The 20,424-nt window shown below is 73.4% G+C and carries 16 protein-coding genes; 3 read left to right on the forward strand and 13 right to left on the reverse strand.

Features of this window, described 5'->3' with window-relative positions; genetic code table 11:
* Positions 1-11: 11 nt before the first annotated feature.
* The 4 genes from AB0N63_RS07505 to hrcA all read right to left on the reverse strand — a co-directional run bounded on the left by AB0N63_RS07505 (position 12) and on the right by hrcA (position 4,264).
* Entirely contained in the window at positions 12-770 is a 759-nt protein-coding gene (locus tag AB0N63_RS07505; protein ID WP_365525416.1) for a 16S rRNA (uracil(1498)-N(3))-methyltransferase, read from the reverse strand.
* A complete protein-coding gene (locus tag AB0N63_RS07510; protein WP_365525419.1) occupies positions 767-1,858 on the reverse strand; it encodes a nitronate monooxygenase in 1,092 nt (363 codons plus the stop codon). Before AB0N63_RS07510 ends, AB0N63_RS07505 begins: the two co-directional genes overlap by 4 nt.
* Positions 1,859-2,110: 252 nt before the next feature.
* Positions 2,111-3,247, reverse strand: a complete 1,137-nt coding sequence (gene dnaJ / locus AB0N63_RS07515) for a molecular chaperone DnaJ (protein ID WP_365525422.1) — start codon at positions 3,245-3,247, stop codon at positions 2,111-2,113.
* Positions 3,248-4,264, reverse strand: coding sequence for a heat-inducible transcriptional repressor HrcA (hrcA, locus tag AB0N63_RS07520; RefSeq protein WP_009188544.1), 1,017 nt, complete (start codon positions 4,262-4,264; stop codon positions 3,248-3,250).
* A gap of 136 nt (positions 4,265-4,400) precedes the next feature.
* On the opposite strand from hrcA, the gene AB0N63_RS07525 reads away from it, so the two are divergent.
* Positions 4,401-5,132 (forward strand): MBL fold metallo-hydrolase, encoded by a 732-nt coding sequence (locus AB0N63_RS07525; RefSeq protein WP_365525423.1) that lies wholly within the window; start codon positions 4,401-4,403, stop codon positions 5,130-5,132.
* A 31-nt stretch (positions 5,133-5,163) separates the two neighbouring features.
* Complete coding sequence (locus AB0N63_RS07530) at positions 5,164-6,018, forward strand: DUF3097 domain-containing protein (RefSeq protein ID WP_365525426.1); 855 nt, start codon at positions 5,164-5,166, stop codon at positions 6,016-6,018.
* A 221-nt stretch (positions 6,019-6,239) separates the two neighbouring features.
* On the opposite strand, the gene hemW is transcribed toward AB0N63_RS07530, so the two are convergent.
* The 4 genes from hemW to lepA all read right to left on the reverse strand — a co-directional run bounded on the left by hemW (position 6,240) and on the right by lepA (position 13,790).
* Positions 6,240-7,472: a radical SAM family heme chaperone HemW gene (hemW, locus tag AB0N63_RS07535; protein WP_365525427.1), complete on the reverse strand. Its 1,233-nt coding sequence runs from the start codon at positions 7,470-7,472 to the stop codon at positions 6,240-6,242.
* Between the two features lie 57 nt (positions 7,473-7,529).
* On the reverse strand, positions 7,530-9,422 hold the full coding sequence (locus AB0N63_RS07540; RefSeq protein ID WP_365525429.1) for a SpoIIE family protein phosphatase: 1,893 nt from the start codon (positions 9,420-9,422) through the stop codon (positions 7,530-7,532).
* 307 nt (positions 9,423-9,729) lie between these two features.
* Positions 9,730-11,604, reverse strand: a complete 1,875-nt coding sequence (locus tag AB0N63_RS07545) for an AMP-dependent synthetase/ligase (protein ID WP_365525431.1) — start codon at positions 11,602-11,604, stop codon at positions 9,730-9,732.
* A 317-nt stretch (positions 11,605-11,921) separates the two neighbouring features.
* The gene (lepA, locus tag AB0N63_RS07550) at positions 11,922-13,790 is read right to left on the reverse strand and encodes a translation elongation factor 4 (RefSeq protein ID WP_365525433.1); all 1,869 of its coding nucleotides are present in this window, start codon (positions 13,788-13,790) and stop codon (positions 11,922-11,924) included.
* A gap of 342 nt (positions 13,791-14,132) precedes the next feature.
* On the opposite strand from lepA, the gene rpsT reads away from it, so the two are divergent.
* Entirely contained in the window at positions 14,133-14,399 is a 267-nt protein-coding gene (gene rpsT, locus AB0N63_RS07555) for a 30S ribosomal protein S20 (protein WP_161299463.1), read from the forward strand.
* 424 nt (positions 14,400-14,823) lie between these two features.
* On the opposite strand, the gene holA is transcribed toward rpsT, so the two are convergent.
* The 5 genes from holA to AB0N63_RS07580 form a co-directional block, all read right to left on the reverse strand.
* Positions 14,824-15,813: a DNA polymerase III subunit delta gene (gene holA, locus AB0N63_RS07560; protein ID WP_365525436.1), complete on the reverse strand. Its 990-nt coding sequence runs from the start codon at positions 15,811-15,813 to the stop codon at positions 14,824-14,826.
* Between the two features lie 149 nt (positions 15,814-15,962).
* Positions 15,963-16,208: a hypothetical protein gene (locus AB0N63_RS07565; RefSeq protein WP_365525439.1), complete on the reverse strand. Its 246-nt coding sequence runs from the start codon at positions 16,206-16,208 to the stop codon at positions 15,963-15,965.
* A 44-nt stretch (positions 16,209-16,252) separates the two neighbouring features.
* Positions 16,253-16,504, reverse strand: coding sequence for a hypothetical protein (locus AB0N63_RS07570; RefSeq protein WP_365525441.1), 252 nt, complete (start codon positions 16,502-16,504; stop codon positions 16,253-16,255).
* A 227-nt stretch (positions 16,505-16,731) separates the two neighbouring features.
* Positions 16,732-17,556: an arylamine N-acetyltransferase gene (locus AB0N63_RS07575; protein ID WP_365525444.1), complete on the reverse strand. Its 825-nt coding sequence runs from the start codon at positions 17,554-17,556 to the stop codon at positions 16,732-16,734.
* Between the two features lie 101 nt (positions 17,557-17,657).
* The gene (locus tag AB0N63_RS07580; RefSeq protein WP_365525446.1) at positions 17,658-20,210 is read right to left on the reverse strand and encodes a ComEC/Rec2 family competence protein; all 2,553 of its coding nucleotides are present in this window, start codon (positions 20,208-20,210) and stop codon (positions 17,658-17,660) included.
* Positions 20,211-20,424 lie beyond the last annotated feature (214 nt).

The raw sequence follows: 20,424 nt of genomic DNA on the forward strand, positions 1-20,424 counted from the left end.
CGACCGCCGGGTCAGGACCAGCGGCCGGTGCGCCCCAGCAGGAGCGCGGCGGCCGCCGTCCCCGCGGTCGAGGTACGCAGCACGCTACGCCCGAGGACGTACGCCCGCGCGCCCGCCTCCCGGAACTGCGCCAACTCCTCGGAGGACACTCCTCCTTCGGGGCCGACGACCAGCACGATCTCGCCCTCGGCGGGGAGTTCGGCGGTGGCCAGGGGCTCGCTGCCGTACTCGAAGTCCGAGTGCAGCACGGCGGCGAAGTCGGCCTTCGCCAGCAGCGCGGCGACCTGCCTGGTCGTCGCCGCCTCCGCGACCTCCGGGAAGCGGACCCGGCGGGACTGCTTGCCGGCCTCGCGCGCGGTGGCCCGCCACTTGCCGAGCGCCTTCAGCCCCCGGTCGCCCTTCCACTGGGTGATGCAGCGGGCGGCCTGCCAGGGCACGATCGCGTCGACGCCGACCTCGGTCATGGTCTCCACGGCGAGTTCGCCCCGGTCGCCCTTGGGCAGGGCCTGCACGACGGTGATGCGGGGCTGCTCGGGCGGCTCCTCGACGACGGACTCCAGGTCCGTGATCACCAGGCGGTCCTTGCCCTCGGCGGCCTTGACCACGCCTTCCGCCCAGCGGCCGCGCCCGTCGGTGAGCACCACGTCCTCGCCGGGCCGCAGCCGCTTCACGGAGACCGCGTGCCGGCCCTCGGGGCCTTCGAGGACGAACTCCCCGCCCTTGAGGTCGGCCCGCTCCAGCGAGTCGACCACGAACACCGGCGCCGTCATCGCGCACCTCCCGCCCGGTGGCCCGGCAGGGCCTCCGTCGCCGCTTCGAGTTCCGCCGCGAGCACCTCCACCAGCTCTCCGGCGGGCAGGTCGCGGGCCATCCGGTGGCCCTGTCCGGCCCACAGCGCCATGCCCTGCGGGTCGCCCGCCGCGGCGGCGGCCTTGCGCAGCGGGGCGGTGAGGTGGTGGACCTCGGGGTAGGCGGCGGGCGCGTAGGGGCCGTGCTCGCGCATGAAGCGGTTGACCAGGCCGCGGGCCGGCCGGCCCGAGAAGGCGCGGGTCAGCTCGGTGTGGGGGTGCAGGGGGTCGGTCAGGGCCTGCTTGTGCAGGGCGTGCGCGCCGGACTCGGGGGTGGCGAGGAACGCGGTCCCCAGCTGGGCGGCGCTCGCCCCGGCGGCGAGGACGGCCGCGATCTGGCTGCCGCGCATGATGCCGCCGGCGGCGACGATCGGCAGGCCCACCGCCGTACGGACCTGGGCGACCAGCGAGAGCACGCCGAGACCGGCGCAGTCGTTCTCCGGCTGGTCGCGGTGGGTGCCCTGGTGGCCGCCCGCCTCGATGCCCTGCGCGATCACCGCGTCCGCGCCCGCCCGTTCCACCGCCAGGGCCTCCTCGACGGTGGTCGCGGTGACCAGGGTGAAGGTGCCGACGCGGTGCAGGGAGTCGATCACCTCGCGGGTGGGGACGCCGAAGTGGAAGGAGACCACCGGCACCGGGTCGTCCACGAGCGCGGCGATCTTGACCTCGTAGCCGTCGTCGCGGCCGCGGTCCGGCTCGCCCAGCTCGGTCCGGTACCAGACGGCCTCGACGGCCAGCTGCTGGGCGTACAGATCGACGGCGCCGGACTCGGCGTGGTCCGGCTGCGGCATGAACACGTTCACACCGAAGGGGCCGCCGGTCAGCCCGCGCACCTGCTTGATCTCCTGGTACATGCCGTCCGCGGTCTTGTAGCCCGCGGCGAGGAAGCCGAGTCCGCCGGCCTCGGTCACCGCCGCGGCGAGCCGCGGGCCGGAGGGGCCGCCCGCCATCGGGGCCTGCACGATCGGAAGGGGGAAGAGATCGGTCAGCGCGGACAATGCGGAGGACATGAGCGCATGGTGTCACGTCGTCCGCACGACTCCGAATCCGGGCGTCCTCCGGCATATGCCAGAGGCAGCGGGTTCCGGGACTCGGGGCACGCCCCGGCCCGGGCCGGGGAGAAACCGCCGAAAGCCGGCCGGGACCACTCGCCTCAGCGGCCGTCGAACGCGTCCTTCAACCGCGAGAACAACCCCTGCTGCCCCGGCTGACCACACCCACCCGGGGGCCAACCCCCGGACCCCCGGCCGGGACCACTCGCCTCAGCGGCCGTTGAACGCGTCCTTCAACCGCGAGAACAACCCCTGCTGCCCCGGCTGGAACTGGCCCTGGGGCCGTTCCTCGCCGCGGAGCTTGGCGAGTTCGCGCAGCAGCCGCTCCTGCTCGGGGTCCAGCTTGGTCGGGGTCTGCACCTCGACGTGCACGATGAGGTCGCCGCGGCCGCCGCCGCGCAGATGCGTGACGCCCCGCCCGTGCAGCGGGATCGACTGACCGGACTGGGTGCCCGGCCGGATGTCGACCTCCTCCAGGCCGTCCAGGGTCTCCAGCGGCACCTTGGTGCCGAGCGCCGCCGCGGTCATCGGGATGGTGACCGTGCAGTGCAGGTCGTCCCCGCGCCGCTGGAAGGTGGGGTGCGGCAGCTCGTGGATCTCGACGTACAGATCGCCGGCCGGGCCGCCGCCGGGGCCGACCTCGCCCTCGCCCGCGAGCTGGATCCGCGTGCCGTTGTCCACACCGGCCGGGATCTTCACCGTGAGGCTGCGCCGGGCCCGGATCCGCCCGTCGCCCGCGCACTCGGGGCACGGGGTAGGCACCACCGTGCCGAAACCCTGGCACTGCGGGCAGGGCCGGGAGGTCATGACCTGGCCCAGGAAGGACCGGGTGACCTGCGAGACCTCACCGCGGCCGCGGCACATGTCGCAGGTCTGCGCGGTGGTGCCCGGGGCCGCGCCCTCGCCGTTGCAGGTGTTGCAGACGACGGCCGTGTCGACCTGGAGGTCCTTCGTGGTGCCGAAGGCCGCCTCGTCCAGCTCGATCTCCAGCCGGATCATGGCGTCCTGGCCCCGGCGGGTCCGCGAGCGCGGACCGCGCTGCGACGCCGTGCCGAAGAACGCGTCCATGATGTCGGAGAAGTTGCCGAACGCGCCCGCGCCGAAGCCGCCCGCGCCGGCGCCGCCGGACTGCGAGAGCGGGTCGCCGCCGAGGTCGTAGACCTGCTTCTTCTGCGGGTCCGACAGCACCTCGTAGGCGGCGTTGATCTCCTTGAACCGCTCCTGGGTCTTCGGATCGGGATTGACGTCCGGGTGCAGCTCGCGCGCGAGCCGCCGGAACGCCTTCTTGATCTCATCCTGCGACGCGTCGCGGCGCACGCCGAGAACGGCGTAGTAGTCCGTGGCCACCTACGACTCCGCCAGGATCTGTCCGACGTACCGTGCCACTGCGCGTACCGCTCCCATCGTTCCCGGGTAGTCCATGCGGGTCGGTCCGACCACGCCGAGCTTGGCGACAGCCTCGCCGCCCGAACCGTAGCCCACCGACACGATGGACGTGGAGTTGAGTCCTTCATGGGCGTTCTCGTGACCGATGCGCACGGTCATGCCCGGATCCTGTGTCTCACCGAGCAGCTTCAGCAGGACGACCTGTTCCTCCAGGGCCTCCAGCACGGGCCGGATGGTGAGGGGGAAGTCGTGTCCGAAGCGGGTGAGGTTGGCGGTGCCGCCGATCATCAGCCGCTCCTCGTTCTCCTCCACGAGGGTCTCCAGGAGCGTGGACAGCACCGTCGAGACCGTACCGCGGTCCTCGGGGTCGAAGCCGTCGGCCAGGTCCTCCACCAGCTGCGGCACGTCCGTGAACCGGCGGCCGGCGACCCGGCTGTTGAGCCGCGCCCGCAGATCGGCGAGCGAGGTCTCCCCGAACGGGGCCGGGCAGTCGATCATCCGCTGCTCGACCCGCCCGGTGTCCGTGATCAGCACGAGCATCACCCGCGCGGGCGCGAGCGACAGCAGTTCCACGTGCCGCACCGTCGAACGCGTCAGCGACGGGTACTGCACCACCGCGACCTGCCGGGTGAGCTGCGCGAGCAGCCGCACCGTACGGGCCACGACGTCGTCCAGGTCCACGGCGCCGTCGAGGAAGTTCTGGATGGCGCGCCGCTCGGGCGCGGTCATCGGCTTGACCCCGGCCAGCTTGTCGACGAAGAGGCGGTACCCCTTGTCGGTGGGGATGCGGCCGGCGCTGGTGTGCGGCTGGGCGATGTACCCCTCGTCCTCCAGGGCCGCCATGTCGTTGCGGACGGTGGCCGGGGAGACGCCGAGGTTGTGCCGCTCGGTGAGGGCCTTGGAGCCGACCGGCTCCTCGGTGCCGACGTAGTCCTGGACGATGGCACGCAGCACCTGAAGTCTTCGCTCACTGAGCATCGCGCACACCTCCAGAGTCGTCCCTCGGCTCCCGTCTGGCACTCGGCGCATACGAGTGCCAGCTCTCCCCGGCCCAGTGTACGGCTGCCAGGTGCACCGAGGGCAAGGCCGGTCCCGGGAAGGCTAGCGTCGGGCCATGACGATGACTTGGGAAGAGCTGGGGTGGGAGCGGCTGGCCGACGGGGTCGGGCGCGTCCGGCTGCCGGGGTGGGACTGCACGGTCGGGCTGGTGGCCGGCGCGGGCACCGCACTGCTCGTGGACGCCGGTTCCAGCCTGGCGGAGGGCGACCGGCTGCGCGCCGACGCGGCCCGCCTCGCGGGCACGGATGTGACACTTCTCGCGCTGACGCACCCGCACTTCGACCACGTCCTCGGGGCGGCGGCCTTCCCGGCCGCCGAGGTGTTCGCCGCGGCGGGCTCGCACGCCGTGTACGACGACGAGCGCGAGCGCGCGGAGCTGCGCGGGGACGCGGTGCGCCACGGTCTCGACCCGCGGGAGGCCGACGAGGCGGCCGCCGCCCTGGTGCGGCCCGGCCGCGAGGTCGCGGACGTGCTCGCCGTGCCGCTCGGCGACGGCCGCGAGGCGCTGCTCGCGAACGCCGGTCCCGGCCACACCGCGCACGACCTCGCCGTGCTGGTGCCCGGCGAGCGGCCGGTGGTGTTCTGCGGCGACCTGGTCGAGGAGTCCGGCGAGCCCCAGGCCGGCCCCGACGCCGTGCCGTCCCGGTGGCCGGCCGCGCTGGACCGGCTGCTGGAGCTGGGCGGCCCGCACGCCGTGTACGTGCCCGGGCACGGGGCGGTGGTGGACGCCGCCTTCGTCCGGGCGCAACGGGACGCCCTGGCACGGCGTTTCGGCGTGTCGCCCTGATCGGCCGCGGACTTCTCCTATCGTCACTCGAATGCGCCCACCCGTCTCCCGCCACCGCCTTTCCGACGAGGGCCCTTCGGGCCCACGCCCTCGTTCCTACTCAGCCGATCTGACTCCCCCGTGGAAGAAGCCGAGGGCCGTGCCGGAGATCGCGGCCGAACCGGGGTTGGTCGTGGAGGAGCCCGGGACCGGCTTCTGCGGCGCGGTGATCGGCTGTGAGGCGGGCACGGTGACCCTGGAGGACCGCTTCGGCAAGCACCGGGTCTTCCCGCTGCAGCCCGGCGGCTTCCTGCTGGAGGGCCGCCCGGTGACGCTGGTCAAGCCGTCCTCCGGCCCGGTACGGCCCACCCGCACGGCGTCCGGCTCGGTCGCCGTGCCCGGCGCACGCGCGCGCGTGGCCCGCGCCGGGCGGATCTACGTCGAGGGCCGGCACGACGCGGAGCTGGTCGAGAAGGTCTGGGGCGACGACCTGCGCATCGAGGGCGTGGTCGTGGAGTACCTGGAGGGCGTGGACGACCTCCCGTCGATCGTCGAGGAGTTCGCGCCGGGGCCGGACGCGCGGCTGGGGGTCCTGGTGGACCATCTGGTGCCGGGGTCCAAGGAGTGGCGGATCGCCGAGGCGGTGACCAGTGACCACGCCCTGGTGGTCGGCCACCCGTACATCGACGTCTGGGAGGCCGTGAAACCGTCGTCGGTGGGGATCGCGGCGTGGCCGCGGGTCCCTCGCGGGCAGGACTGGAAGACGGGCGTCTGCCGGTCCCTGGGCTGGCCGCCCAACACGGGGGCGGCGTGGCAGCACATCCTGTCCCGGGTGCGCTCGTACAAGGACCTGGAGCCGGAGCTGCTGGGCCGGGTCGAGCAGCTGATCGATTTCGTGACGGCGTGAGTCCCCCATGACCGGGCGGTGGTTCTCCGCCCCCGCCGCCCCTTCCCGTCCCGCCCCGGGGGCGCTGCCCCCCGGGCCCCCGCTCCCCCGTCGCCGGAAGGGCTGACTCGAGCCCGCGCGGCGATCGGGGACGAGACCGTTCAGGCCGATGCGGGGGGTCCGGGGGGCGCAGCTTCCAGGGGACGGGAACGGGAAGGGGCGGCGGGGCGAGGACGAGCCCCTCAGTCCACCAGGTCCCGCACCACCGCGTCCGCCAGCAGCCGCCCGCGCAGCGTGAGCACGGCCCGCCCGGCCCCGTACGGCTCCTCCTGGAGCAGCCCCTCCCCCAGCGCCCGCCGGGCAGCGGCAAGCCCTTCCTCCCGCAGCAGAGCCAGCGGCACCCCTTCCCGCAGCCGCAGCTCCAGCAGAATCCGCTCCACCCTCCGGTCCTCGGCGGACAGCACCTCCCGCCCCGCACCCGGCGAGCGCCCCTCCGCCAGCGCTCCCGCGTACGCCCCGGGATGCTTCACGTTCCACCACCGCACCCCGCCCACGTGCGAGTGCGCCCCCGGCCCGGCCCCCCACCAGTCGGCGCCCCGCCAGTACAGCTCGTTGTGCAGGCACCGCCCCGCCGCCGAGGTCGCCCAGTTGGACACCTCGTACCACTCGAACCCGGCCCCCGACAGCACCTCCTCGGCGATCAGGTACCGGTCGGCGTGCACGTCGTCGTCGGTCATGGGCACCTCCCCGCGCCGGATCCGGCGGGCGAGCTGCGTGCCCTCCTCCACGATCAGCGCGTACGCCGACACATGGTCGGGGCCGGCCCCGAGGGCCGCGTCCAGCGAGGCCCGCCAGTCGTCGTCGGACTCGCCGGGGGTGCCGTAGATGAGGTCGAGGTTGACGTGGTCGAAGCCGGCCGCGCGGGCCTCGGCGACGCACGCCTCGGGCCGCCCGGGGGTGTGCGTGCGGTCGAGGATCCTCAGGACGTGCGGCCGGGCGCTCTGCATGCCGAAGGAGATCCGGTTGAAGCCGCCCTCGCGCAGCGCCGCGAGGTACGCGGGGTCGACGGTCTCCGGGTTCGCCTCGGTGGTGATCTCCGCGTCGGGCGCGAGCCCGAACTCGTCGCGGATCGCGTGCAGCATCCGTACCAGGTCGCCGGCGGCGAGCAGGGTGGGCGTACCGCCGCCGACGAAGACCGTGCGGACCTCGCGCGGGTCGTCGCCGAGGACCTTGCGGGCGAGGCGGACCTCGTCGGCGAGGGTGTCGGCGTAGTTGTCGCGGGAGGCGAGGACGCCGCCGGTGCCGCGCAGCTCGGTGGCGGTGTAGGTGTTGAAGTCGCAGTAGCCGCAGCGGGTGGCGCAGTACGGGACGTGCAGATAGAACCCGAGGGGCCGGTCGGCCGCCCCGGCCAGCGCGGACGCGGGCAGCGCGCCGTCGGCGGGGACGGGCTCGCCGTCGGGAAGTGCGGAAGGCATGCCTTCCATTGTCCAGCACCGCACCACACTCCGGCGTACCGCGGCCGGTGGGTGCTCTCACTCCGCCTGGAGCACCAGCAGGGCCAGGTCGTCCTCCGGGGGGCGTTCGCCGAACTCGTGGACGAGGCGCTGGATGCGTTCGGCGATCAGTTCCGCGTCGAGGCCGGCGCAGCTCGCGAGGACGGTGGCGAGCCCGTCGGCGTCGTCGAACTGGCGGGAGCCCGAGCGCCGCTCGGTGATCCCGTCGGTGACGCACAGCAGGCTGTCGCCGGGCGCGAGGTCGAAGGCGTCGCAGGTGTACGTCTCGTCCTCGATGACGCCGAGCAGCGTCTGCGGGCGGGCGACGGCGCGCACGTCCCCGTCGCGGCCGAGGACCAGCGGCAGCGGATGTCCGGCGCTGGCGAGGGTGCAGCGCACTCCGCCCTCGTAGGGGGCCAGCTCGCCGTAGAGCAGGGACAGGAAGCGGGTCTGCGGCCCGTCGCCGGGCGCGGGGCCCCGCCCGCCGGCGGCGACCAGGACGCGGGCGGCGGCGTCGGCGGCCTCGGTGGCGTCGTCCAGCAGGAGCTGGTTGAGGCGGTCCAGCACGTCGGCGACGCCGTACCCCTCGCGGGCCAGCAGCCGCAGCCAGGGCCGGGCGAGCCCGATGACCACGGCGGCCTCGGGCCCCTTGCCCTGGACGTCGCCCACGGCGAAGCACCAGCGGCCGTCGCCGGCCGGGAAGATGTCGTAGAAGTCGCCGCTGGGGCCGCCCTGGTCGCACGGTTCGTAGACGAGGGCGCTGCGCACGCCGGGGATCTCGGCGACCGCGCCGGGCAGCAGCCCGCGCTGGAGGACGGCGCTGATGGTGGCCTGGCGGGCGTACTGCCGGGCCGCGCCGATGCCGAGCGCCACCCGCCGGCTGAGGTCCTCGACCAGCCCGGTGATCTCGTCGGGGAAGCCGATCGGGCCGGCCCGGCCGATGACGAGCGTGCCGAGCGGGCGCCCGCCGGCGATCAGGCGGTACGCCAGCGCCGAGCCGTCCGCGGCGCGCGGGCCGAGCGCGTGGCCGGGCCAGGGATAGGGGTCGGGGCCGGAGTGCAGTCCGTCGACGGGGTGCGGCGGGTCCTTCTCCAGGGCCTGGCGGAGTTCGTCGACGCGGTTCTCGCTGCTGTGCCAGACCCGGGCGAGCCGCGGCCCGGCGGCCCCGGCGCCGTCGCTCCAGCCGCCGCGCGCGGTGGACTCGTCCTCCAGCCACACCGCGCACCAGTCGGCGAGCCGGGGCACGATCAGCTGGCCGGTGAGGGCGGCGACCAGATCCTCGTCGAGCTGCCCGGCGAGCAGGTCGGAGGCCTCGGCGAGGAAGGTGAGGGCACCGCGGCCCAGCCACTCGCGGTCGCGTTCGGCGCGCTGCGGTTCGGGAGCGAGGATCTCGGCGACGCCGAGCCCGTACTCGGCGTCGTAGGCGCCGTCCCCGTCGCCGGTGGCGGCCTCCTCGGCGGGCAGCCGGGCCCACACGGTCTTGACACCGGGCCGGTAGGTGATGCCCCAGGCCTCGGCGAGGGCGGCGACCAACCGCAGCCCTCGCCCGTACTCCGGCGGCTCGTACGGCGTGGGGGCGCGGTGGTCGCGGGGGGCGCGCGAGGGGTGCTGGTCGGCGACCTCCACCACGCACGCGCCTGTGTCCGGCTCCAGCCGCAGGATCAGTTCCACGTCGGTGCCCGCGTGCACGACCGCGTTGGTGACGAGTTCGCTGACGACGACCAGGACGTCGTCGGCGAGCCGGTCGGCGACGGTCAGACCGCGTCCGCGCCAGTCGGTGAGCGTCGCGCGGGCCAGCGCGCGGGCGGAGCCCGGTGCGAGGGGACCGCCGGGCAGCGTCGTGTGCGCCTCGGTGTGCGCCCCGGCGCACGGGGGCGCGGGGACGCCGGAGGCTCGCGGAACGGTCTCCCGTTGCGTCGGAATGGCTCCCATCCGCAGCTCCCGAGCATTCGCCCGAATCGGGGTCGATTCGGTTCGGTCGATGCGGACAGGGTGACAGACAGACTGCACCCATAAGCATGGAGTCACCGAAGTGACCCGTTTTTCACGCGAACTGTGCTAGCACCACTCAGAGGCGGACAGGACCGGTACGGGTACGCGTCCGGAGGGGATCCAGGTCAAGGGGCGCCTCCGCCCACGGGCAGCCGCCGAGGGACGCGGGGAACCGCGCGCCCGGCCGACCACGACCCGCGGCCGGGAACCGAACCGCGCCCGGGCTCCCCCGCACCCCGGCGGAGCGTCACGCCTCCCGCGTCCCCGCGTACATCTCGTCGATCAGATGCTTGTACTCCCGCTCCACCACGGGCCGCTTCAGTTTCAGACTCGGCGTGATCTCGCCGTGCTCGACGTCGAGGTCGCGCGGCAGCAGCCGGAACTTCTTGATCGTCTGCCAGCGCTGCAGGCCCTCGTTGAGCTGCTTGACGTAGCCCTCGACCATCTCGACGGTCCGCGGCGCGGCCACGATCTCGGCGTACGGCTTGCCCTCCAGGCCGTTCTCCTTGGCCCACTCCTCGATCGCGAGTTCGTCCAGGGCGATCAGGGCGGTGCAGAAGTTCCGGTCGGCGCCGTGCACGAGGATGTTGGAGACGTACGGACACACCGCCTTGAACTGGCCCTCGACCTCGGCAGGCGCGATGTACTTGCCGCCGGACGTCTTGATCAGGTCCTTCTTGCGGTCGGTGATGCGCAGGTAGCCGTCCGGGGACAGCTCGCCGATGTCGCCGGTGTGGAACCAGCCGTCGGACTCCAGCACCTCGTCGGTCTTCTCGGGCAGCTTGTGGTAGCCCTGCATGATGCCGGGGCCGCGCAGCAGGATCTCGCCGTCGTCGGCGATGCGGACCTCGGTGCCGGGCAGCGGCTTGCCGACGGTGCCGGTGCGGTAGGCCTCGCCGGGGTTGACGAAGGAGGCCGCGGAGGACTCGGTGAGGCCGTAGCCCTCCAGGACGTGGATGCCGGCGCCGGCGAAGAAGTAGCCGATCTCGGGGGCGAGCGCGGCGCTGCCGGAGACGCAGGCGCGCAGCCGGCCGCCGAAGGCCTCGCGGATCTTGGAGTAGACGAGGGCGTCGGCGACCTTGTGCTTGGCGGCCAGACCGAAGGGGGCCGAGTGGACGCCGGTGCGCTGGAAGTTGTCCTGGGTGACCTTGGCGTACTCGCGGGCGACCTCGGCGGCCCACTGGAAGATCTTGTACTTGGCGTTGCCGCCGGCGCGGGCCTTGGCGGCGACGCCGTTGTAGACCTTCTCGAAGATGCGCGGCACGGCGGCCATGTAGGTGGGCTGGACGACCGGCAGGTTCTCGATGATCTTGTCGACGCGGCCGTCCACGGCGGTGATGTGCCCGAGCTCGATCTGGCCGGAGGTCAGGACCTTGCCGAAGACGTGGGCGAGCGGCAGCCACAGGTACTGCACGTCCTCCGGGCCGAGCAGGCCGGTGGCGGCGATCGCCTTGGCCATGTACGACCAGTTGTCGTGCGGGAGGCGCACGCCCTTGGGACGGCCGGTGGTGCCGGAGGTGTAGATCAGGGTGGCGAGCTGGTCCTTGGTGATCGCGCCGACCCGCTCCTTGATCAGCTCGGGGTGCTTCTCCAGGTAGGCGGCGCCGCGCGCCTCCAGCTCGGCGAGGGTGAGCACCCAGTCGCCGCTCTCCACGCCCGCGGGGTCGATCACGATGACGTGGTGCAGGTCGGGCAGCTCGGCGCGCTTCTCGACCGCCTTGGCCAGCTGGCCGGCGTTCTCCGCGATGAGCACCTTGCTCTCGGAGTCGGCGAGGATGAAGGCGGACTCGTCGGCGTTGGTCTGCGGGTAGATCGTCGTGGTGGCGGCGCCCGCGCACATGATGCCGAGGTCGGCGAGGACCCACTCCACGCGCGTGGAGGCGGCGAGCGCGACCCGCTCCTCGGGGTGGACGCCCAGCTCGATCAGTCCGGCGGCGACGGCGTGGACGCGCTCGGCGGCCTCGGCCCAGGTCAGCGACTTCCAGTCGTCGGGGCCCTCGCCCGCCGCCGACGGGACGGGGTAGCGGTAGGCCTCGGCGTCCGGTGTGGCCGCCACACGCTCCAGGAAGAGGGCCGCCACCGACGGCGGACGATTCTCGATCAGGGTCTGTGCGTCGCTCACGACATCCTCCGGGCCCGCGGCATCGCGGCTGGCTAGCGGCTGGCTCAAGTACGGCTGGGGTGACTCTCGGGTGGTGCGGGGGGATTCGGGTGGTGGTTCGGAGTGCCGGCCCGGGCGGTTGACCGGGCCACTGTTTAACTCGCGAGTAACTAGCGAGCAGGCATCAGGGTAAAGCGCGACCGGCCACCGCGTAAGGGGCTGTGGCCTGTCATTTCCCACGAAGCACCGCCCCGCACACACGCGGGGGCCCGCCGCACTCGCGTGCGACAGGCCCCCTTTTCACCCGCTTTGCCGCGCCGCCGGCGTCGGGCGGGCGGTCACTTCTTGCTCTTGGCCGAACTCGCGCTGTCGTCGCTGGAGAGCACCGCGATGAAGGCCTCCTGCGGAACTTCCACGGAACCCACCATCTTCATGCGCTTCTTGCCCTCCTTCTGCTTCTCCAGCAGCTTGCGCTTACGGGAGATGTCGCCGCCGTAGCACTTGGCGAGGACGTCCTTGCGGATGGCGCGGATGGTCTCGCGGGCGATCACGCGCGACCCGATGGCGGCCTGGACGGGCACCTCGAAGTTCTGCCGCGGGATCAGCTCCTTGAGCTTGGCGACGAGCCGCACGCCGTACGCGTACGCCTGGTCCTTGTGGGTGATCGCCGAGAAGGCGTCCACCTTGTCGCCGTGCAGCAGGATGTCGACCTTGACCAGGGAGCTGGACTGCTCGCCGGTGGGCTCGTAGTCCAGGGAGGCGTAGCCGCGGGTCTTGGACTTCAGCTGGTCGAAGAAGTCGAAGACGATCTCCGCCAGCGGCAGCGTGTAGCGGATCTCGACCCGGTCCTCGGAGAGGTAGTCCATGCCGAGCAGGGTGCCGCGCCGGGTCTGGCACAGCTCCATGATCGCGCCGATGAACTCGGTGGGCGCGAGGATCGTGGCACGCACGACCGGCTCGTACACCTCGGCGATCTTGCCCTCGGGGAACTCGCTCGGGTTGGTGACCGTGATCTCGGCGCCGTCCTCCATGATCACGCGGTAGACCACGTTGGGCGCGGTGGCGATCAGGTCGAGGCCGAACTCGCGCTCCAGCCGCTCCCGGATCACGTCCAGGTGCAGCAGGCCGAGGAAGCCCACGCGGAAGCCGAAGCCGAGGGCGGCGGAGGTCTCCGGCTCGTAGACCAGCGCGGCGTCGTTGAGCTGGAGCTTGTCCAGCGCCTCGCGCAGCTCCGGGTAGTCCGAGCCGTCCAGCGGGTACAGGCCCGAGAAGACCATGGGCTTCGGGTCCTTGTAGCCGCCGAGGGCCTCCGTGGCGCCCTTGGCCTGGCTGGTGACGGTGTCGCCGACCTTGGACTGGCGGACGTCCTTCACGCCGGTGATGAGGTAGCCCACCTCGCCGACGCCGAGGCCCTCGGCCGGCAGCATCTCGGGCGAGTTGGTGCCGATCTCCAGCAGCTCGTGGGTGGCGCCGGTGGACATCATCTTGATGCGCTCGCGCTTGTTGAGCTGGCCGTCGACCACCCGGACGTACGTCACGACGCCCCGGTAGGAGTCGTAGACCGAGTCGAAGATCATCGCCCGGGCGGGGGCGTCGGCGACGCCGACCGGTGCGGGGATCTTCTCGACCACCCGGTCGAGCAGCGCCTCGACGCCGAGGCCGGTCTTGGCGGAGACCTTCAGCACCTCGGCGGGGTCGCAGCCGATGAGGTTGGCCAGCTCCTCGGCGAACTTCTCCGGCTGGGCGGCCGGCAGGTCGATCTTGTTCAGGACCGGGATGATCGTGAGGTCGTTCTCCATCGCCAGGTAGAGGTTGGCGAGGGTCTGCGCCTCGATGCCCTGGGCCGCGTCGACCAGGAGGACGGTGCCCTCGCAGGCGGCCAGCGACCGGGAGACCTCGTAGGTGAAGTCGACGTGCCCCGGGGTGTCGATCATGTTGAGGATGTGCGTGTTGCTCTTGTCGTGGGTGGGAGCCCACGGCAGTCGCACCGCCTGGGACTTGATCGTGATGCCGCGCTCGCGCTCGATGTCCATGCGGTCGAGGTACTGAGCGCGCATCTGCCGCTGCTCGACCACCCCGGTCAGCTGGAGCATCCGGTCGGCGAGCGTGGACTTGCCGTGGTCGATGTGCGCGATGATGCAGAAGTTGCGGATCAGCGCCGGGTCGGTACGGCTCGGCTCGGGCACATGGCTAGGGGTCGCGGGCACGCAGGGTCCTGATTCTTGAGGCGTCCGCACACGTGTGCTTGTCCGTCTGCGGTCTCGGGTCGGATCTATACGTAGTCTCCATGGTCCCATGTCCGGCGGGGAGCGCGGTTCGGGTGGGGGCGGCTGCCGCCGGGGGCCGTGGTCCCGGCGGGTGACCGAGGGGCGGCTGGGCGCGGCCCGGGGCCCGCCGGCGGGCGGCAGGCGGGCGGTTTTGGGCGGGGAACGGGCCGCTGGTAGTGTGGGGCGCTGTGTCTCATGCCCTCTCCGCAGGAGGCACACCTCAAGAAATCACCGGTTACGGGACCGTCGCGGCCCCGTGCCAGAACCTGAGAAGGCTCATTCGTGGCGAACATCAAGTCCCAGATCAAGCGGATCAAGACCAACGAGAAGGCCCGGCTGCGCAACAAGGCCGTCAAGTCCTCCCTGAAGACCGCGATCCGCAAGGCCCGCGAGGCCGCTGCCGCGGGTGACGTCGAGAAGGCCACCGAGTACCAGCGCGCCGCCGCGCGCCAGCTCGACAAGGCCGTCTCGAAGGGCGTCATCCACAAGAACCAGGCCGCCAACAAGAAGTCGGCGCTTGCTTCGAAGGTCTCGTCCCTCAAGGGCTGAGTTTCCCGACTTGAGCCGGGCGGACCCGGGCGGGCCCTCTCTCATCCGCCCCCGACCGGCACCCCGGACCTGTGCGCGGCCTGCGTTCGCCACGCGGGCACGGGTCCAAGCAGCGTGAACCGAAGGCCCCGGCAGCCGTCCCTTCCCCAGGGAGACCGCCGGGGCCTTCGGCCTGTACGCACGCCGTGTCCCGGCCGCGGCACCGGCCGGCCGACGGCTGACGCCCGCTCCGGCCGCTGTGAACGCCGCCCGGCACCACCGGGCTCCGGGCGCTGCGGAGGCGTGCGGGGACGGGCTCCGGGCGGTGCGGGGACGGGCTCCGGGCGGTGCGGAGGCGTGCGCGGGAGCGGCGCGCCCCGGCGTCGGCCGGCGCCCGTCCCCGGTCGGTGCGGGGGCCGCACGCAACGGCGTACCCCGGCGCCGGCTAGCCGCGCCCCCGCGACCGCGCCGCGCGGGCGATGGTCACCACGGCCTTCTCCAGGGCGTACTCCGGGTCGTCGCCGCCGCCCTTCACGCCCGCGTCCGCCTCGGCGACCGCGCGCAGCGCCACGGCGACCCCGTCCGGCGTCCAGCCGCGCATCTGCTGGCGGACCCGGTCGATCTTCCAGGGCGGCATGCCCAGCTCACGGGCGAGATCGGCGGGCCGGCCGCCGCGCGCGGAGGAGAGCTTCCCGATGGCCCGTACGCCCTGCGCCAGCGCGCTGGTGATCAGCACCGGCGCGACGCCCGTGGCGAGCGACCAGCGCAGCGCCTCCAGGGCCTCAGCGGCCCGTCCCTCGACGGCCCGGTCGGCGACGGTGAAGCTGGAGGCCTCGGCGCGGCCGGTGTAGTACCGGCCGACGACGGCCTCGTCGATCGTGCCCTCCACGTCGGCGACCAGCTGCGACACCGCCGACGCCAGCTCGCGCAGATCGCTGCCGATCGCGTCGACCAGCGCCTGGCAGGCCTCGGGCGTCGCCGAACGCCCCAGCGCGCGGAACTCGCCGCGCACGAAGGCGAGCCGGTCGGCCGGCTTCGTCATCTTCGGGCAGGCCACCTCCCGCGCCCCCGCCTTGCGCGCGGCGTCCAGCAGCCCCTTGCCCTTGGCGCCGCCCGCGTGCAGCAGCACGAGGGTGATCTCCTCGGCGGGCGCGCCGAGATACGCCTTGACGTCCTTGACCGTGTCGGCCGAGAGGTCCTGCGCGTTGCGCACGACGACGACCTTGCGCTCGGCGAAGAGCGACGGGCTGGTCAGCTCGGCGAGGGTGCCGGGCTGCAACTGGTCGGAGGTGAGGTCGCGTACGTCCGTGTCGGCGTCGGCGGCGCGGGCGGCGGCCACCACCTCCTGCACGGCACGGTCGAGCAGCAGGTCCTCCTGGCCCACGGCAAGCGTCACCGGGGCGAGAGGGTCGTCGTTCGCAGTCTTCCTGGCCATCGCGTCCAGCATCCCACGGGCCACTGACAACGGGGGCCGCGGTCGCCACGGGGCCGCGGGCCGCACGGGCGGCGGGCGGTGCCGTACGGGCTACGGGACGTCGAGCCGTGCGGGCTCCCGGCCCGACGGGCTCCCGGCCGCGCGGTGGGCTAAGGCTCCTCCCACCAGCCGTCCCACCGGGCCGCGAACTCGTCCAGCTCGCCGGGATCGAGCCGTTCCTCCTCGTCGCTGAGGACGACGAGCCACTGGGCGTCCTCTGCGTCGTCCTCCCCGGCCAGCGCGTCGCGTACGAGCCGGGGCTCCTCGTCGATGCCGAACCGCTCCCCCAGCGCCTCGGCCACCTCCTCCGCGGCGTCGCGGTCGGGCAGCACCAGCACATGTCTCACATCACTCACGCGAGTCATTGTCCGGTACGGGCGCAGGCGCCCCTACCGGAGCGTCATGTCGCCGAGCGCGGTGAGCGTGCGACGGTGGCGGCGGCCCGGTGGGGCGCGCATCCCCCGGCGGACACGGCGAGCCGGTACTCCCCTCGGGCACGGTCGCGACGCAGGACCCGTAGGCGGTCCGTCCAGCCGCCGACCACCTGGCGACCGGCGGTGTCGGTGACGGTGAACTCCGCCTGCGGCACGGGCCGGCCGACCGGATCGAGCACCCGGCGGCTCAGCGCCCCGGCGTCCGACGGCGTGGGCACCTCCTCCAGAGGACCCGTCCGTCGCACGCGCTTCGCTCGGCTCCCGCACAAGCAGCCGCTCATCTACGCACCTTCTGCACCACGTGAGGACAACTGTCGTCAATGACGCATTCGATCATCTATGAGGTTTTCGGGGAAACACAGGGTGCATCAGGTCCCATCGAGGGAATCCAGCGCATCTGCTGGGACTGCGCGGGACGGGCACGGCTGGAGGCGTGTGCCACGAATCACCCGCTGACATCCCGCTCGCGCACCGCCGGCACCCGATCGAGGCGAATGCCGAAGCTCTCCCGGTAGACCGGGAGCACGTCGTCGTCCGCAGCCAGTTGCCGCACGTCGCGGACCCCGTCGGCCCCGGTCGTGGTCAGGGTGCGCCCGCTGAGCGTGATCCGCCCGCCGTCCTCGGTGAGCCGGGAACACACCAGGGACTGCGTGAAGTGCGAGTCGGGAGAGGTGCGGTGCCACCAGGCCCCGGCGACGAAGTCCCGCAGCACCCGGGGCCGCGTCTCCAGCCGGTACTGCGGCGTACCGTCGCGGAGGACATCGAGGTCCTCGACGGAGGCCCCGTCCGCGCGCCCCACGCCCTGGACCTCGTCGATGGCGAACGTCCCCCCGGGATCGTCCTGTTCCCCCCGCTCCCCGAAGGCCAGCGGGAAGTGGCTGTGCGCCCCGAACCCCACGTCGGCCAGCCAGTCGCCACCGTCGGCCGTACGCACCCGCAGCGCCATGTGGTCGTACGGGATCCCGAGCCGCCCCGCCTCCCCGTGCACCCGCGCGGCCAGCACGGTCACCTCGAACCCGAGCGCGGTGAGCAACGCGCCGAAGGCGCCGTTGAGTTCGTAGCAGAACCCGCCCCGCCGCGCCCCCACCACCTTCTCCACCAGCGGCCCCTCCGCCAGCACGATCTCCTCACCGAGGTGGATCGACAGGTTCTCGAAGGGCACGGCCCGAAGATGCCGCACATGCAGCTCCCGCAACGCGGAACCGGTGGGCGAGTCGGGCCGCTCGGCCCCGATACGGCGAAGATAGGCGTCGATCTCAGCGGATTCCATGAGGCCAGTCTCACGCACGGGCCGTGGGGCGGGGTTCGTCCAGCGGGCCGGGTGTTCGAGCATGGTCAGCGTGGAGCGGGCCACCACGCGAGGGCCGTTGCTCAACCCGGTGCCACCGCCCGCAGTTCCCTCCCCTCTCCCGTCACCGCGATCGGGCCGTCCTGGTCCGTGCGGAGCACTGCCGCGCCCTGGGCGCGCAGGGCCGTGACCGTGCGGGGCGCGGGGTGACCGTAGGGGTTGTCCGGTCCGCAGGAGATGAGGGCCAGGCGGGGGGCCGTCAGGTGGAGCAGGTCCGGTTCCTGGTACGCCGAGCCGTGGTGGGCGACCTTCAGGACGTCCACGTGGGTCAGGCTCGCCGCGGCCGGCGAGTGCAGCAGGGCCTGCTGGGACGGGGGTTCGAGGTCGCCCAGGAGCAGCAGGCGCAGAGCGCCCGACCGCACCAGCAGGGCGACGCTGGCGTCGTTCGGGCCGTCCGGAGGTGAGGGCGGGGCCGGTGGGGGCCACAGGACCCGCCAGGTCAGGTCGCCGAGCCGTCTCTCCTCCCCCGCCACGGCCGTGACGAGCGGGATGCCGTGCCTCGTCGCCTCCCTGTGGACGAACTCCGCCTGGTCCGCGGGCTCCTCGAACCCGGTCGTCTCGATCGCGCCCACCGAACGCCCCCGCAGCACCCCCGGCAGGCCGGCCACATGGTCCGCGTGGAAGTGGGTCAGCACCAGGAGCGGGATCCTGGTGATGCCCAGGGTGCGCAGGCAGCGGTCCACCGGCTCCGGGTCGGGGCCCGCGTCGACCACCACACCGGCGCCCCGGCCCGCCGCGAGCACCGTCGCGTCACCCTGGCCCACGTCGCACATCGCGAACCGCCAGCCCGGCGGCGGCCAGCCCGTCACCACCCGGGTCAGGGGCGGCGGTTGCAGCACCACCAGCAGGAGCAGCGCCCCACAGACGCCGCAGAGCCAGGGGTGTCTCAGCAGTCGTCCGCCCAGCAGGACGAGGAGCGCCGTGAGCACGGCCAGCAGCAGTGCGCCCGTCCAGCCGCCCGGCCAGCCCACCGCCCCGCCGGGCAGCGACGCCCCGGTCCGGGCCACCTTTGCCAGCCACCCCGTGGGCCAACCCGCGCACCAGGCCAGCGCCTTGGCCGCCGGCATGGCGAACGGCGCCGTCACCAGGGCCGCGAAACCCAGCACCGTGGCGGGGGCGACCGCGATCTCCGCCAGCAGGTTGCACGGCACCGCGACCAGGCTCACCCGGGCCGACAGCAGGACGATGACCGGAGCGCACACCGCCTGCGCCGCGGCGGCCGCGGCCAGTGCCTCGGCCAGGCGGGCGGGCACCCGGCGTCGTCGCAGCGCCTCACTCCAGCGGGGCGCGAGCGTGAGCAGCGCTCCGGTCGCCAGCACCGACAGCAGGAAGCCGTAACTGCGGGCCAGCCACGGGTCGTAGAGCACCAGCAGCAGGACCGCCGTCGCCAGGGCCGGGAGCAGCGATCTGCGGCGGCCGGTCGCCAGGGCCAGCAGGGCGACGGCTCCGCAGGCCGCGGCCCGCAGCACACTCGGGTCGGGCCGGCACACCACGACGAACCCCAACGTGAGCACGCCGCCCGCCATCGCGGTGGTCCGCAGCGTCATGCCGAGTCTCGGGGCCAGGCCGCGGCGCTCGACCCGCTGGGCCAGGCCGGGCGGGCCGACGAGCAGGGCCAGCAGGATCGTGAGGTTGCTCCCGGAGACCGCCAGGGTGTGCGCGAGATCCGTGTCCTCGAAGGCCTCGTCCAGTTCGGGCGTGATCCGCGAGGTGTCTCCGACCACCAGCCCCGGCAGCAGCGCCCGCGCGTCCGCCGGAAGCCTGTCGGTCGCTGTGCGCAGTCCGGTTCTCAGCCGCCCGGCCAGTCGCTGGACCGCGGACGGTTCCCCGATCACCTCGGGCGCCGCCCGGTCCCGGACCCGCAGTACCGCCGCGATCTCGTCACCGCCCGTCAGAGGCGGTGACAGCCGTGCCGTGACCCTCAGCCGGGTGGTCGGCAGCAGGGCCAGCCAGGGTGAGCCGCGCTCCGCGTCGGCCTTCCCTCCCGTGCGCGCGTTCGTGTTGACCAGGATCAGCACCGGCGTGCGGGTCGCCGCGGCGCCCGTCGTGCCCGGGCCCTCGACGCGCTGCACCTCGGCCTGGATCAGCACCGAGACGGGTGCCATGTGGTCGCCGCTGACCCGGGGGCGGGTGAGCCGGGGGTCCGCGGTCAGCTCCACCTCGGCGGTCACGGTGGCGAACTGCCGTGCCAGCGCGGGCACCGGGCCGCGCCGTACGTCCGCCCCGTGCAATCCGGCGGACGCGGCGGCCGCCGACGCGCCGAGCAGCACGGCGGCCGCGGTCGTACGCGCCCAGGCGCTCGTGCGGCTTCCTCGTCTCCGCCTCCGGCCGGCGAGCAGGAGCGCGGCGGCAGCGGTCAGGCACACGGCCGTGAAGCCCGTCACCCATCCGGCGGGGGCGCCCAGCGCCAGGGCCGCCGTCGCCCATGCCGCGAGCGCCGGGGGGACGAGCCGTAAGTCGGTCGGTCCTTTCTGCCGGGGGTGGGCCGCGCCGAGCCGGTTTCCGGAGACGGCGTGCACCTGCGCGCGGGGGTGGGGCGGGGCGAGGGGTTCTGTGGTGGCCGGACGGACGTTCATGGCCTGACCAGTGGCCGGAGGTCGGCGAAGCGGCGGTCGCCGACGTGTAGGAGCCGACCTAAGGAATCCCGCTGTTCAGAGCACAGAAAGCCCCCCAGCCGAGTAGCTGGGGGGCGTCGCGTCTTCAATCGGTCGGCGCAGCGTCCTTCGTCGGCTGCGACCAGGGCCCGGCCGGCGGTCGCTCGGGCAGCTTGGCGCCCGGTCGGCGCATGTA

It is taken from the genome of Streptomyces sp. NPDC093260, from assembly GCF_040683715.1.
Classification (GTDB): domain Bacteria; phylum Actinomycetota; class Actinomycetes; order Streptomycetales; family Streptomycetaceae; genus Streptomyces; species Streptomyces sennicomposti.

Excerpts from the sequence above, each read along its gene's own strand:
- holA (WP_365525436.1), bottom strand. The coding sequence starts at position 15,813 with ATGGCCAGGAAGACTGCGAACGACGACCCTCTCGCCCCGGTGACGCTT.
- AB0N63_RS07530 (WP_365525426.1), top strand. The coding sequence starts at position 5,164 with ATGCGCCCACCCGTCTCCCGCCACCGCCTTTCCGACGAGGGCCCTTCG.
- AB0N63_RS07505 (WP_365525416.1), bottom strand. The coding sequence starts at position 770 with ATGACGGCGCCGGTGTTCGTGGTCGACTCGCTGGAGCGGGCCGACCTC.
- hemW (WP_365525427.1), bottom strand. The coding sequence starts at position 7,472 with ATGCCTTCCGCACTTCCCGACGGCGAGCCCGTCCCCGCCGACGGCGCG.
- hrcA (WP_009188544.1), bottom strand. The coding sequence starts at position 4,264 with ATGCTCAGTGAGCGAAGACTTCAGGTGCTGCGTGCCATCGTCCAGGAC.
- AB0N63_RS07540 (WP_365525429.1), bottom strand. The coding sequence starts at position 9,422 with ATGGGAGCCATTCCGACGCAACGGGAGACCGTTCCGCGAGCCTCCGGC.
- AB0N63_RS07525 (WP_365525423.1), top strand. The coding sequence starts at position 4,401 with ATGACGATGACTTGGGAAGAGCTGGGGTGGGAGCGGCTGGCCGACGGG.
- AB0N63_RS07575 (WP_365525444.1), bottom strand. The coding sequence starts at position 17,556 with ATGGAATCCGCTGAGATCGACGCCTATCTTCGCCGTATCGGGGCCGAG.
- AB0N63_RS07580 (WP_365525446.1), bottom strand. The coding sequence starts at position 20,210 with ATGAACGTCCGTCCGGCCACCACAGAACCCCTCGCCCCGCCCCACCCC.
- AB0N63_RS07510 (WP_365525419.1), bottom strand. The coding sequence starts at position 1,858 with ATGTCCTCCGCATTGTCCGCGCTGACCGATCTCTTCCCCCTTCCGATC.